Annotated in this window: 13 protein-coding genes and 1 tRNA gene; 8 read left to right on the forward strand and 6 right to left on the reverse strand. The window is 64.3% G+C overall.

All coding sequences use genetic code 11. The features are described from left to right. The first annotated feature begins 7 nt into the window (after positions 1–7). A complete protein-coding gene (locus tag BLP10_RS03830) occupies positions 8–889 on the forward strand; it encodes an HpcH/HpaI aldolase/citrate lyase family protein (protein ID WP_091130355.1) in 882 nt (293 codons plus the stop codon). A 36-nt stretch (positions 890–925) separates the two neighbouring features. Here BLP10_RS03830 and BLP10_RS03835 read toward each other — a convergent pair whose 3' ends face one another. The 4 genes from BLP10_RS03835 to BLP10_RS03850 are packed head-to-tail and all read right to left on the reverse strand — an operon-like array spanning position 926 to position 3,349. Further along, entirely contained in the window at positions 926–1,156 is a 231-nt protein-coding gene (locus BLP10_RS03835; RefSeq protein ID WP_091130358.1) for a Trm112 family protein, read from the reverse strand. A 10-nt stretch (positions 1,157–1,166) separates the two neighbouring features. Beyond that, the gene (locus tag BLP10_RS03840; protein ID WP_091130362.1) at positions 1,167–1,835 is read right to left on the reverse strand and encodes an LON peptidase substrate-binding domain-containing protein; all 669 of its coding nucleotides are present in this window, start codon (positions 1,833–1,835) and stop codon (positions 1,167–1,169) included. Between the two features lie 28 nt (positions 1,836–1,863). Further along, positions 1,864–2,769: a thioredoxin gene (gene trxA, locus BLP10_RS03845; protein ID WP_091130365.1), complete on the reverse strand. Its 906-nt coding sequence runs from the start codon at positions 2,767–2,769 to the stop codon at positions 1,864–1,866. A 52-nt stretch (positions 2,770–2,821) separates the two neighbouring features. Next, on the reverse strand, positions 2,822–3,349 hold the full coding sequence (locus BLP10_RS03850) for a prolyl-tRNA synthetase associated domain-containing protein (RefSeq protein ID WP_091130368.1): 528 nt from the start codon (positions 3,347–3,349) through the stop codon (positions 2,822–2,824). Between the two features lie 155 nt (positions 3,350–3,504). On the opposite strand from BLP10_RS03850, the gene BLP10_RS03855 reads away from it, so the two are divergent. The 4 genes from BLP10_RS03855 (at position 3,505) to BLP10_RS03870 (ending at position 9,253) form a co-directional block, all read left to right on the forward strand. Beyond that, a tRNA-Gly gene (locus tag BLP10_RS03855) sits at positions 3,505–3,579 on the forward strand. A gap of 124 nt (positions 3,580–3,703) precedes the next feature. Next, positions 3,704–4,852, forward strand: coding sequence for an AAA family ATPase (locus BLP10_RS03860; protein ID WP_091130372.1), 1,149 nt, complete (start codon positions 3,704–3,706; stop codon positions 4,850–4,852). A 134-nt stretch (positions 4,853–4,986) separates the two neighbouring features. Beyond that, complete coding sequence (locus BLP10_RS03865) at positions 4,987–7,383, forward strand: transketolase-like TK C-terminal-containing protein (protein WP_091130377.1); 2,397 nt, start codon at positions 4,987–4,989, stop codon at positions 7,381–7,383. 85 nt (positions 7,384–7,468) lie between these two features. Beyond that, positions 7,469–9,253 carry an ABC transporter ATP-binding protein gene (locus BLP10_RS03870; RefSeq protein ID WP_091130381.1) on the forward strand — a complete coding sequence of 595 codons (1,785 nt, stop codon included), beginning with the start codon at positions 7,469–7,471 and terminating at the stop codon, positions 9,251–9,253. Positions 9,254–9,407: 154 nt separating this feature from the next. Here the strand turns inward: BLP10_RS03870 and BLP10_RS03875 are convergent, their stop codons facing one another. After that, positions 9,408–9,677, reverse strand: a complete 270-nt coding sequence (locus BLP10_RS03875; RefSeq protein WP_091130385.1) for a GIY-YIG nuclease family protein — start codon at positions 9,675–9,677, stop codon at positions 9,408–9,410. Positions 9,678–9,693: 16 nt separating this feature from the next. Further along, positions 9,694–10,416 carry a fused DSP-PTPase phosphatase/NAD kinase-like protein gene (locus BLP10_RS03880; protein ID WP_091131965.1) on the reverse strand — a complete coding sequence of 241 codons (723 nt, stop codon included), beginning with the start codon at positions 10,414–10,416 and terminating at the stop codon, positions 9,694–9,696. A gap of 314 nt (positions 10,417–10,730) precedes the next feature. On the opposite strand from BLP10_RS03880, the gene BLP10_RS03885 reads away from it, so the two are divergent. The 3 genes from BLP10_RS03885 to BLP10_RS03895 all read left to right on the forward strand — a co-directional run bounded on the left by BLP10_RS03885 (position 10,731) and on the right by BLP10_RS03895 (position 12,777). After that, entirely contained in the window at positions 10,731–11,012 is a 282-nt protein-coding gene (locus BLP10_RS03885) for an acyl carrier protein (RefSeq protein ID WP_047190190.1), read from the forward strand. 189 nt (positions 11,013–11,201) lie between these two features. Next, on the forward strand, positions 11,202–11,666 hold the full coding sequence (locus tag BLP10_RS03890; protein WP_091130389.1) for a 3-hydroxyacyl-ACP dehydratase FabZ family protein: 465 nt from the start codon (positions 11,202–11,204) through the stop codon (positions 11,664–11,666). Then, a complete protein-coding gene (locus BLP10_RS03895; protein ID WP_091130391.1) occupies positions 11,659–12,777 on the forward strand; it encodes a beta-ketoacyl-ACP synthase in 1,119 nt (372 codons plus the stop codon). Before BLP10_RS03890 ends, BLP10_RS03895 begins: the two co-directional genes overlap by 8 nt. The last annotated feature ends 6 nt before the right edge of the window (positions 12,778–12,783 follow it).

Here is a 12,783-nt window from a genome sequence, read left to right on the forward strand (position 1 = left end):
AACTCTCATGATCGCGATCCGTCCCCGCCGCAGCGCCCTGTACATGCCAGCCTCCAACGCCCGCGCCGTGGAGAAGGCGAAAACCCTTCCCGCCGACGTCGTGATTTTCGATCTCGAAGATGCGGTTGCGCCGGAGATGAAGGAACAGGCGCGTGGCGCTGTCGGCGCCGCGGTGAAGGCGGGCGGCTACGGCTCGCGGGAACTCGTGATCCGCATCAACGGCCTCAACACGCCCTGGGCCGAGGCGGATCTGGCAGCAGCGGCGGATGCCGCGCCGGATGCGATCCTGCTTCCGAAGGTTTCATCGCCTGACGAGCTGTTGGAAGCGGGCAGGCGTCTACATTCCCTCGGAGCCCCGGAAAAGACGCGCGTGTGGGCGATGATCGAGACCCCGCTCGCCATTCTGCAGGCGCAGGCCATCGCCGCCGTGGCGCAGGATCAAACCTCGCGCCTTGCCTGCCTCGTCATGGGCACGAACGATCTCGCGAAAGATACGCGCGCGCGCCTCAACCCCGGGCGCGCCACGATGATGCCGTGGCTCATGACGGCGCTCGCTGCGGCGCGCGCCTACGGCATCGATATTCTGGATGGCGTGTACAACGATCTCTCGGATGAAGCGGGTTTTCGCGGCGAGTGCATCGAGGGCCGCGATTGCGGCTTCGACGGCAAGACGCTGATTCACCCGGGTCAGATCGCCATGGCGAACGAGGTGTTCGCACCATCCGCGCATGAGGTGGAGAACGCCCGCGCGATCGTCGATCTCTTCGAGCAGCCGGAGAACGCCGGAAAAGGCGCGATCAGCCACAAGGGCCGCATGGTCGAGCGGCTGCATGCGGACATGGCGAAGCGCACATTGGCGCTGGCCGACGCGATTGCGCAGAGGCGTTAGTTCGTCATCCCGGGTTGTCCGGCGAAACTTTCGCCGTCAATCCGTGAGCTGGCGCGCCTCTTCCGGCAGCATGATCGGGATGCCGTCGCGGATGGGATAGGCGAGCTTCGCGCGGCGGCTGACGAGTTCCTGGCGCGCGGCGTCGTATTCCAGGGTTTCCTTGGTGAGCGGGCAGACGAGAAGCTCCAGGAGCTTCGGATCGATGCGCGTGGCTTCCACAGGCGGAGGAGCGTCGGACTGGATTGGAGCGTTCGGCTCGGCAGACATGGGTTTCATCCTATTGCAGCGTCGAATCGGAGCTGACGCCGCCGCGGGCGAGTTCGATCTCGGTCAAGGCGATGAGAACTTCCGCGCGGGTCTTCAGGTTCGGCGCTTCGAGGAGCGCCTGCTTCTCGCGCACGCCGAAGGGACTCATCATGCAAAGCGCATTCACGAGAGCCTCGTTGGGCGCTTCCTCGATGCCGCGCCAATCCACCTTCACATGCGCCGAATCGACGAAGTCGCGCAGCGCCTTGAGCACGCCGTTGCGGTCCACCTCGTTCTCACCCGCGCGAGCGGTGAAGTCGCTCGCGAAGGGCTCGAAATTCACCCGGCAGCGGCGAAAGAGGTCGATGAGCGGCAGCTCCTCCTCCACGCGGAACCGCGCGATGCCGATGAGCGTGATGAGATAGCGCCCATCGCCAGTTTCGGCGAACTGCGTGATGCGGCCTGCGCAGCCGACGGAATAGATCCTGGGAGCGGTGGAGGCCTCGCTGTCCGCATCCGGCTGGATCATGCCGATCACGCGATCGGTTTTCAGTGCGTGATCCACCATCGCGAGGTAGCGCGGCTCGAAGATGTTGAGCGGCATCTGTCCGCGCGGCAGAAGCAGCGCGCCGGGCAAGGGGAAAACGGGAATGACCGATGGGCAATCCTCAGGCCCCCGGTATACCGCGTTCATTCCCATTCCGATCTCCCTGTTGTTTCGAGAATCATCAGGCGAACAGAAGCGAGGAAAGCCTCCGCCGCCCTGCAATCGTCATCTCGTCCATGGGGCCCCAGGCCTCGAAGAATTGGACGAGCTGCTTGCGTGCGCCATCGTCGTTCCAATTGCGGTCGCGGCGAACGATTTCAAGGAGGTGATTGAGCGCTTCTTCCCGCTTTCCGCGCGCATTCAGCGCAATCGCGAGGTCGAAGCGTGCCTGATGATCGAGCGGATCGGTTTCGATCCTGCGGTGAAGCTCGGCCGTATCGCCGAGAGAGCCCGCCTGCTCGGCGAGTTCCACCGCGGCGCGTGCGCCTGCGATCGCCGGATCGTTCGCCTTGGCCGGGGGAGCCATGGCGAGGAAACGCTTCGCGCCCTCCAGGTCGCCCACCTCCACATGAAGTTTCACGAGGGCGGCGAGCGCCGGAGCGTTATCGGGCTCCTGCGAGAGAACGGCTGCATAAAGTTCTGCCGCGCCCGCCATGTCGCCGGCGGCGACAAGCCCGTCGGCCTCGGCCAGGATTTCCTCCGTCGCGCCTGGGCCCAGCGGCCCGACGAGGCGTTCGATGAAGGCCTTCAACTGGCTTTCCGGCAGGGCTCCCATGAAGCCGTCCACCGGCTGGCCGCGCTGGAAGGCGAAGACGGCGGGAATCGACTGCACGCCGAGCTGGCCGGCGATCTGCGGATGCTCGTCGATGTTCATCTTCACGAGCTTCACCTTGCCGCCGGCGGCCTTCACCACCTTCTCGAGAACGGGGGTGAGCTGCTTGCAGGGGCCGCACCAGGGAGCCCAGAAATCGACCAGCACCGGCTGATTCATCGATTCGGCCACCACGTCCTGGCGGAAATCGGCGGTGGTGGTGTCCTTCACGAGATCGGTGGACGGCATTCCGGGGGAGGGGTTATCGGTCAACATGCGATCCTCGAGAGGGTGATCGTGAGAAGAAGCTTTGGGCCTAGATGGGATCTTAGGGCGCGTCTGGCAATTCCGCCGCCGGCTCGGGAAGGCGCAGGATCATCGGATCATGGCCCGTGGAGCGTAGAAACTTCACCAGATCCTCGCGCGACACGCCAGTCGTCATGGAATTGACCAGCGGATGAAAGTTCACCCGCTCGTGCTCCATCAGGTTGGCATCGAGCACCATCGTCACCTTGCCTTCGGTGTCGTTCACCACCGCAAAGGCCGTGACGGAGCCGGGCTCGACCCCCAGCATGGTTTTGAGCTGCTCGGCAGAGCCGAACGAGAGGCGGCCCGACGCGCCGATGACCTCATGCGTGCGCTTGAGGTCGATAGCGGTGTCGTGCTTGGCGGAAATGAGGAAGTAGCGCCCCTTCTTGTCTTTCACGAACAGGTTCTTCGAGTGCGCGCCAGGAACGCTTTCCTTGACGGACTTCGATTCGGCCACCGTGAAGACGGGCTCATGCTCGACCGTCTCGGATGGGATGCCGAGCGCGTTCAGGCGCTCCAGCAGTTCTTTGGGGGAAAGATGAGCCAAGACTTCGGGACTCCAGCTTGTCCTCCGGCTTCTACCGGGCCGGGTGAGCAGGCTCAACCCCGCGTCAAAAAGATTGGCGAAGACCCCTTGCAATATGAGTCGTTTTGGGGCAAATCAGCGGCCTCGAAACGATGCCATGTGCATCGCGGAGCGGTGCGGGTGTAGCTCAGGGGTAGAGCACAACCTTGCCAAGGTTGGGGTCGAGGGTTCGAATCCCTTCGCCCGCTCCAATTTCTCTCAAGTCTTGAGAGTTTTACGAAGGCCCGCCGTCAGGCGGGCTTTTCGTTTTTGCGGTCAGTCCCCGAAGCGGATAGGGTCGCAGCCTTCTTCCCGGCTCACCTGTCCTTTCAGCCCATGCTCTTCATCAAAGAAGTCTTCGCTGCCGGGTACCGCTCGCTCAGGCATATCCGCTTTCCCGTCGAGCCCCTGTCCGTGTTCGTGGGCGCGAATGGGACAGGCAAGACCAACCTTTACCGTTCGCTCCAGCTCCTGCAGTCGGCGGCGACCGGTACGCTCACCCGCGACCTCGCCGCCGAGGGCGGCTTCGATTCGGTTTACTGGGCGGGTCAGCGCAATCCCAAGGAGCCGGTGCGGGTCAGGCTGGGCGTGCGCCTGTCGGGAGAGGGAGCCAGCGATTACAATCTCGAATACGCAGTCGAGACAGGCCTGGTGGAGCTGCTGGGCGCCGGGTTTTCGCTGGAGCCGCAGATCAAGGTGGAAGCGCTCGTCTACGAGGCGCGTAAGCGCTCGAGGACGTTGCTGGAACGCCGGGGTCCGAGAGGACATTGCCTCGATGAGGAGGGAGCGAAGCGGCCTTTGGGCAGCGAAATCCTGCCCTCCGAGACGGCTCTCGGATCGCTGCAGGATGCGGCTGCTTTTCCTGACCTGCACTTGGCCCGCCGCACCATGCTGGAGTGGAGGTTCTTTCACGATTTCCGCACCGATGCCCGCTCGTCCCTGCGCCAGCCGTGTCTTGCGGTGACATCGCCGACGCTCGCCTCCGACGGCTCGAACCTGGCAGCGGTGTTCGCAACCCTGGCTCATATCCGCCAAGACACCACCGACCTTGATCAGGCCTTCGACGATGCCTTTCCCGGTGCACGGCTCGTCATTCCCGAGCCCGACCGTTTCGCCACGTTCGGCGTGGTCTTTCCCGATTATCCGAAGCGCGTCTTCCAACCCTCGGAACTGTCCGACGGCACGCTGCATTTTCTGGCGCTCGCAGGGGCGCTTCTGTCCTATCGCCTTCCGCCCTTCATCGCCCTGAACGAACCCGAGACCAGCCTGCATCCCGACCTGCTCGAACCACTCGCACGAATGATCGTCGCGGCCTCCAAGCGTACGCAGGTGTGGCTCGTGACCCATTCCGAGCCGCTCGCCGAGGCCATTGCGCGTAACAGTGGCATCTCGCCGCGCCGGGTCATCAAGCGAAAAGGCGAAACCTGGATCGAGGGTCTTCGCCTGAGCGGGGATTTCGCGGAAGAGGAGGACGAGGGAACATAAGGTTGATCCTGTGGCACGGACAGGCAGCCTCTGCTAACGCTAGCCCAACAGGAATTCCGATTGCAGCCCCGCCTGACCTCGAAAGCGATGGGGCAGGGTTCTAGAATCAAGGCGCCGCCTTAAGGAGGATCACTATGGCCGACGCACGGCACCTGAGCATTCTGGAGGAACTGGAGCGCAAGGTGCTCTGGCTTGCGACCTGGACGATCCATAACGCCAACCACCTGCGTCCCAACGGGGACGGGCTGAAGATCGGCGGGCATCAGGCGTCCTCGGCGTCCCTCTCCACGATCCTGACGGCGCTGTATTTCTCGGCCCTGCGGCCTGAGGATCGCGTTGCGGTGAAGCCCCATGCGAGCCCCATCTTCCACGCGATCCAGTATCTCTTCGGCAACCAGACCCGCGAGAAGCTGGAAAATTTCCGAGGCTACAAGGGCGCGCAATCCTATCCCTCCCGCACCAAGGATGTGGACGACGTGGATTTCTCCACGGGCTCGGTGGGCCTCGGCGTGGCGCAGACGCTCTTTTCGAGCCTCGTGCAGGATTACGTGAAGGCCCATGGCTGGGCGAAGGATCTGCCGGAAGGGCGCATGATCTCCCTCGTCGGCGACGCGGAGATGGACGAGGGCAACATCTTCGAGGCGCTGCTCGAAGGCTGGAAGCACGGCGTTCGCAACACGTGGTGGATCGTCGACTACAACCGCCAGAGTCTGGACGCCGTGATCCGCGAGGGCCTGTGGGAGCGCTTCGAGGCGCTGTTCCGCAATTTTGGCTGGGAGGTAGTGATCCTGAAATACGGATCGCTCATGCAGGAGGCCTTCACCGAGCCTGGCGGCGAGAAGCTCAAAGCCTGGATCGATACCTGCCCGAACCAGCTCTATTCCGCGCTCACCTTCCAGGGCGGGGCGGCGTGGCGCAAGCGCTTGCTCGACGATCTCGGCGACCAGGGCTCCGTCACGCGCCTCATCGAGAAGCGCACGGACGAGGAACTGGCGCGTCTCATGAGCAATCTCGGCGGACACGATCTGCCGAGCCTGCTCGACGCTTTCGAGAAGGCGCGCCAGCACGATCGTCCGGTCTGCTTCATCGCCTATACGATCAAGGGTTTCGGCCTGCCGCTCGCAGGCCACAAGGACAATCATTCGGGCCTTCTGACACCCACCCAGATGGAAGCCTGGCGCGCCACGCAAGGGGTGCGCCCGGGCCATGAATGGGACAAGTTCGAGGGCGCGAAAATCGCGCGGAACGAGCTTGAGGATTTCCTGCAAAAAGTGCCCTTCGTGCAGAAGGGGCGGCGGCGTTATTCCGCGCCCACGGTCCCGGTGCCTGAGAAGCTTTCGTTCCCGGCCAATCCCTCCATGTCCACGCAGCAGGGCTTCGGTCTCATCCTCAATGAGCTCGCGCGGTCCGACCAGGCTCTGGCCGACCGCATCGTGACGACGGCGCCCGACGTGACGGTCTCCACCAATCTCGGAGCGTGGGTGAACCGTCGCGGATTGTTCGCCCGCAACAGCATGGTCGATACCTTCAAGAAGGAGCGGATTCCCTCGACCTACAATTGGGAATTCTCGCCGAAGGGCCAGCATCTGGAGCTCGGCATCGCGGAGATGAACCTCTTCATCGTGCTCTCCGCGCTGGGGCTCTCGCATTCGATCTTCGGCGAGCGATTGCTCCCCATCGGCACGCTCTACGACCCCTTTATCTATCGCGGCGCGGATGCGCTGAACTATGCCTGCTATCAGGACGCGCGCTTCATGATCGTCGCCACGCCGTCGGGCGTGACGCTCGCGCCGGAAGGCGGCGCGCATCAATCCATCGGAACGCCGCTGGTGGGAATGGCGCAGGATGGTCTGGCCTCGTTCGAGCCCGCGTTCGTGGACGAACTCGCCATCATCATGCGCTGGGCCTTCGACTACATGCAGCGCAACGGCGAAGGCGAGCCGAACGAGCATACCTGGCTGCGCGACGAGACCGGCGGTTCGGTTTACCTGCGCCTCTCCACGCGGAGCCTGGAGCAGCCGCAGCGCGAGATGACAGCAGAGCTGGCCGACGACATCATGGCGGGCGCGTATTGGCTGAGAAAGCCCGGCCCCAACGCGCAGGTCGTCGTTGCCTATACGGGCGCGGTCGCGCCGGAAGCCATCGAGGCGGTCGGCCTCATGGCGGAGGACCGCCGCGACATCGGCCTGCTCGCCATCACCTCGGCGGATCGCCTCAATGCCGGCTGGACGGCGGCGCAGCGCGCCCGCGAGCGTGGCCTCGTGCACGCCAAGAGCCATGTGGAGCGCCTGCTCGGCGACGTGCCGGCGCATTGCGGTCTGGTGACGGTGATCGACGGCCATCCGGCGACGCTGGCCTGGATGGGCTCCGTCATGGGCCACCGCACCCGCTCGCTCGGCGTGGAGCATTTCGGCCAGACGGGCACGATCAAGGACCTCTACCGCCATTTCGGCATCGACGCTCAGGGCATCATCGCCGCCGCCGAGATGATCGCGCCGGGACGCCCGATGCGCTACCTCAAGGCTGTTTGAGAGGGGTGCGGCGGAGCTGGATTTGCGGATGACGGGCCTCGCGTGGTAACTCGCGGCCCGTTATCCGATAGGTTTCAAGCACGTCATGGCCCGCAAAAGCCTTTTCACAGGCGATACCGTCCCCCTGATCAAGCGCCTCTGGCGCGACTGGATGCGCCCGCATGCCAGGACGCTCATGGGCGTGCTCGTGCTGGTGGCCCTGGTCGCGGGCGCGACGGGCCTCTACCCGGTGCTGATCAAGGCGGCGTTCGACGCCTTCGATACGAAGGACGTGACGGCCATCTACCTCGCGCCGCTCTTCGTGATCGCGGTGACCTCCGTGAAGGGCTTCTCGCTGCTGGCGCTCACCGTGCTCACCAACAAGGTGGTGACGCGCATCGAGGCCGACATGCAGACCAGGCTCTACAGCCATCTGATCGAGGCTGACCTCGCCCAGATCGGCCGCGAGAGCCCGGCGGCGCTCACCCAGCGCTTCACCACGGATTTCACCTTCATCAAGGAGGCGCTCACCCGCCTCTCCACCGTGTTCCTGCGCGAGATCACCACCGTGATCGCGCTGGTGGCGGCGATGATCTGGATCGATCCGATGATGGCGCTGGTGGCGGGCATCACCGTGCCGTTCTTCGCCTATCCGGTCGAGAAGATCGGCCGCAAGCTGCGCCGCGTGGCCTCCTCCATGCAGGAGCAGACGGGCCAGATGGCAGGCCTCATCACCGAGAGCCTCGCCGGTACGCGCATCGCCAAGACCTACCGGATGGAAGGCTATCTCAAGGCCAAGGCCGCGAGCACCTTCGACGAAATTCGCCGGTTGCGCATGAAGGGCGCGAATGCGCGCGGGCGGCTCGATCCGCTGCTCGAAGTGGGCGGCGGCATCGCGGTTGCCGCCGTGCTGGTGCTGATCGGCCAGCGCATTCTCTCGCAGAACAGCACGGTGGGCGATTTCACAGGCTTCGTCAGCGCGCTGCTGCTCGCAGCCCAACCCATCCGTGCGCTCGGCAATCTCCACGCCATCGTGCAGGAGGCGGCCGCCGCCCTGCAGCGCACCTTCGCCGTCATGGACGAGAAGCCGCGCATTCAGGACAAGCCCGATGCCAAGCCGCTCGTGCTGAAGGGCGGCGAGGTTCGCTTCGCCGATCTCGCCTTCTCCTACAACGGCGAGGCGCTGGCCGTGAACCACATCGATCTGGTCGCCGAGGCGGGTCGCACCACGGCGCTCGTCGGCCGCTCGGGGTCCGGCAAGTCGACGCTGCTCTCGCTCGTGCCGCGCCTCTACGATGTCACCGGCGGCGCAATTCTCATCGACGGCCAGGACATTCGCGATGTGACGCTGGCAAGCCTGCGCCAGGCCGTCGCTGTCGTCAGCCAGGACGTGGTGCTCTTCGACGACACGATCCGCGCCAACATCGCCTTCGGACGTCCGGGCGCCTCGGACGAGGAGATCGTGGAGGCGGCGAAAGCCGCTGCCGCGCACGACTTCATCGTGAAGCAGCCGGAGGGTTACGACACGGTTGTGGGCCCCGGCGGCGGGCGTCTCTCGGGCGGCGAGCGCCAGCGGGTGTCGCTGGCTCGCGCCTTCCTGAAGAACGCGCCGATCCTGCTGCTGGACGAGGCTACGAGCGCCCTCGATTCGGAATCCGAGCGGCTTGTGCAGGACGCGATCCGCAAGCTCATGAAGGGCCGCACGACGCTGGTGATCGCGCATCGTCTCTCGACCGTGCGCGACGCGGACAAGATCGTGGTGATGGAAGCGGGCCGCATCATCGAGATGGGATCGCACGATGCCTTGATCGCAAAGGCGGGAGCCTATGCGCGCCTGCACCGGCTGCAGCTGTCGGATGATTCAGAGCCCAGTCTTTCCGTTTTACCCTAAGCACCCCGCAGCCTCACCCTGAGGAGCGAAGCGTCTCGAAGGGCGAGGCGTCTCCAGGGTGCACTGAAACATCCTTAGAGACGGCGCTTTCGCGCTTCCTCAGGATGAGGGCAGAGGATTACGATTCTCCTGAAGAGGAATGTCTTTTCGATAATCACTGAAGCGTGTCGAAGTCCCCGCTGATCAAGGCCTCTTTCTTCGCTCTCGACCAGCCTTTGACTTGCCGCTCATAGGCAATCGCGTCCGTGATGTTTTCAAAGTGAGCTGAATAGACGAGCTCTACAGGGCGGCGCGTGGCCGTGTAGCCACCAAAGAGGCCTTGGTTGTGCTGGCTGATCCGTGTTTCCAGATCGCCGGATCGGCTTGTCCCCGTGTAGTAACTGCCATCCGCGCAGCGAAGGATGTAGAACCAGCAGCCTGTCATGCAAAATACAGGCTCTCTACTCCCGCCGCATGATCCGGTCGACAAGGATGTTGGACCAGAAACCGGGGCGGAATTCCTGTTCCAGCCTCTTGGCGTCGTAGGTGGTCTCCAGCCAGGTCAGGAAGGGCATGCCGTTGGCCTCGCCCTCGCGGCGGTACATGTCGAAGAAGGCGTCGAGAATGCCGGTCTTCGAGAAGCGGAAGTGGCCGTAGCGCATGTGGAGCTGCTTTTGCGCCTCGTCCACGCTCTCGCCCTCATGGACGATGAGGTAGAGCGCGGCCATGAAACCGGCCCGGTCCGCACCCGACTTGCAGTGCATCACGGCCGGATATTCAACGCCTTCGAAGAATTCCTTGGCCTTGAGCAGGGTCTTGCGGTCCGGCGCGCCGCGGGAGCGCACCACGAACTCGGTCAGATGGATTCCGAGCCGCTCGCAAGTCTCCTTCTGGAGCTGCCAGGAGCCGTGCTCGCGTCCGCCGCGCAGGTTGATGATGGTGCGCACGCCTTGGGCGGCAAGCGCCTCGATCTGGTGCGGGGCGGGCTGGGCCGTGCGCCAGAGCCGCTCCGATACCCGGTGCTTGTTCAGATAGATGAGGCGGAAGACCCCGTGATCGACCAGCAGCATGTTGGCCCAGGCGCGCAGGCGACCGAGCGTCCCCTCGATGGGCTTGTTCCATCGGGCGATACGGGCCATGCGGCGGGCACGGCGGACGGCAGGTTTGCGGAACCTGTTGAGCACCTTGGGTCCAGTCTGAAACGTCATCCGGAGGCGGAAACCTCAGTCCTCAAGGACTTAAGGCGGGCTCTTATTCACCATAGAGCCCGAAGAATCAATCGCTGCCGCCCTTAACCCTTGCCGCAGGTTCGGGTGGGGCGGATGCCACCCGGAGCGCCGGAAATGCAACCAATCGGTTGCCGCTGAGGTCCCTGTCGTGTAAGGGGAGCGTTCCAAGACAACCCTCCTTGACGAGACGAGCGGCTGGGATCTGGGCCTGATACGGTCCGGCAGCGGCGGAATCGTTGGGGGCTCAAGCATTTCAGGAGAGCGGCGTCATGTCGTCTACCTTCGAGACCGTCGCCGGCATCATTTCCGAGACCGCCGACATCCCGCGCGACCAGATCACCCCCGAGAGCCACGCCATCGAGGATCTGGGCATCGACTCGCTCGCCTTCCTCGATATCGCGTTCGCGATCGACAAGGCCTTCGGGATCAAGCTGCCCCTCGAGCAGTGGACCCAGGAAGTCAACGAAGGCAAGGCTCCGGCCGAGGAATACTTCGTCCTGAAGAACCTCGTGGCGCGCATCGACGCGCTTGTGGCCGCAAAGCAGGCCTAAAACCAGAGACGTCCATTCCGGCAAATTGCCTTTCGGAGTCGGGATGGCAGGCGCGACACAGCCCTTCTCCCCCTTGTGGGGAGGAGTTGGAGGTGGGGGTGTAAGCGCCGCGCTGGTCCAGTTCTACGCTGGCACCCCCACCCCTAGCCCCTCCCCACAAGGGGGAGGGGGACAGGTTCCGCGAAAACAATGCGCCTCGAATATTTTGAAATGATCGACCGGGTGGTGGTGCTCGACCGCGATGCGAAGCGGATCGAGGTGACCTCCACCGTTCCACAGGAAAGCCCCGTCTTCGAGGGTCATTTCCCCGGTCATCCCCTCGTCCCCGGCGTTCTTCTCACAGAGACCATGGCCCAGGCTTCCGGCTATCTCGTGCTGGGTCTCATGGGCTTCACCCACATGCCGTTCCTCATGGCCGTGGACAAGGCGCGCTTCCGCACCTTCGTCGGCCCCGGCACGGTGCTGACCGTTCAGGCGCAGCTGGAGCACGAAGGATCGGGCTACGCGGTGACGAAGGCCAAGATCCTGGCCGAGGGCAAGCCGATCTGCGATGCTGAGCTGCGGTTCAGGATCATGCCCTTCCCCGAAGGCATGGACGGCCAGATGCGTGCCCAGGCCAAGCGCATCGGCCTGTTGGAGGCAGTCAATGCGTGACGTGGTCATCACCGGTATCGGCATCGTCTCCTGCGCGGGAGAGGGGCTGGATGCACACCTCTCCGCGCTCTCGGGCACGCCCAACACGGATGCTGAGACCTTCGCGCCAGTCCCGGTTCATCCGGTGGCGTCCCTAGAATGGGACCGCCAGATCCCGAAGAAATCCGACCAGCGGCAGATGGAAGCCTGGCAGAAGCTCGGCTGCTATGCGGCTGGGCTTGCGCTCGATTCGGCTGGCGCGAAGGAGGATGCGGACCTGAAGGGACGCATGCAGCTCATCGTGTCGGCAGGCGGCGGCGAGCGCGATTACGCGGTCGACGGGCAAATCCTGTCCGGTCTCCGCAATGCCGAAAACCCCGGCGTTTTCCTCAACGAGCGGCTGATGGGCGATCTTCGCCCCACGCTCTTCCTCGCACAGCTCTCCAACCTGCTCGCAGGCAACATCTCCATCGTGCATGGCGTCACCGGCGGTTCGCGCACCTTCATGGGCGAGGAATCGAGCGGGGTCGATGCGATCCGCATCGCCCGTGAGCGCATCGCCTCCGGACAGGACGACATCTTCCTCGTTGGCGGCGCCTACAATGCCGAGCGGCCCGACGTGCTGCTGATCTATGAAATGGGCGGCTTTCTCTGGAAGAAGCCTTACGCGCCGGTCCGTGAGCGTTCCCCCGACGGCGGCGGCATGATCCTGGGCTCCGGCGCATGCTTCCTCGTGCTCGAATCCCGCGAGCATGCGGAAAAGCGCGGCGCGAAGCCTCTTGCGTCCGTTGCAGGTGTTGCATCCGATCGTTCGCGCCGGGAAACGGGCAGCGTGGAAAAGGCCCTCCATGGCCTCGCCAAGGCGCTGGAAGCCAAGCCCGACGTGGTGATCTCCGGCGCGACCGGCGTGAAGGGTATCACCGAAGAGGAGCAGGTCGCTCTGACGGACATCGCGCCGGGCGCGGCGGTCCATGCCACCGGCGATGTCGTCGGCCATACCATGGAAGCCCAGGCTCCCACGGGCGTGGCGCTCGCCGCCGGGCTGATCGCGAAGGGGACGGCCCATGAGGCCCTCGTCACCTCCGTCGGCCATTGGCGCGGCGAAGGCGCCATTCGGCTCACCAAGGTTTAAGAGGAA

This window comes from Microvirga guangxiensis (assembly GCF_900102135.1).
GTDB classification, from domain to species: Bacteria; Pseudomonadota; Alphaproteobacteria; order Rhizobiales; family Beijerinckiaceae; genus Microvirga; species Microvirga guangxiensis.

Coding starts and splice junctions, on each gene's coding strand:
- BLP10_RS03870 (WP_091130381.1), top strand. CDS start 7,469: ATGGCCCGCAAAAGCCTTTTCACAGGCGATACCGTCCCCCTGATCAAG.
- trxA (WP_091130365.1), bottom strand. CDS start 2,769: ATGTTGACCGATAACCCCTCCCCCGGAATGCCGTCCACCGATCTCGTG.
- BLP10_RS03885 (WP_047190190.1), top strand. CDS start 10,731: ATGTCGTCTACCTTCGAGACCGTCGCCGGCATCATTTCCGAGACCGCC.
- BLP10_RS03875 (WP_091130385.1), bottom strand. CDS start 9,677: ATGACAGGCTGCTGGTTCTACATCCTTCGCTGCGCGGATGGCAGTTAC.
- BLP10_RS03895 (WP_091130391.1), top strand. CDS start 11,659: ATGCGTGACGTGGTCATCACCGGTATCGGCATCGTCTCCTGCGCGGGA.
- BLP10_RS03860 (WP_091130372.1), top strand. CDS start 3,704: ATGCTCTTCATCAAAGAAGTCTTCGCTGCCGGGTACCGCTCGCTCAGG.
- BLP10_RS03865 (WP_091130377.1), top strand. CDS start 4,987: ATGGCCGACGCACGGCACCTGAGCATTCTGGAGGAACTGGAGCGCAAG.
- BLP10_RS03830 (WP_091130355.1), top strand. CDS start 8: ATGATCGCGATCCGTCCCCGCCGCAGCGCCCTGTACATGCCAGCCTCC.
- BLP10_RS03840 (WP_091130362.1), bottom strand. CDS start 1,835: ATGGGAATGAACGCGGTATACCGGGGGCCTGAGGATTGCCCATCGGTC.
- BLP10_RS03835 (WP_091130358.1), bottom strand. CDS start 1,156: ATGTCTGCCGAGCCGAACGCTCCAATCCAGTCCGACGCTCCTCCGCCT.
- BLP10_RS03890 (WP_091130389.1), top strand. CDS start 11,202: ATGCGCCTCGAATATTTTGAAATGATCGACCGGGTGGTGGTGCTCGAC.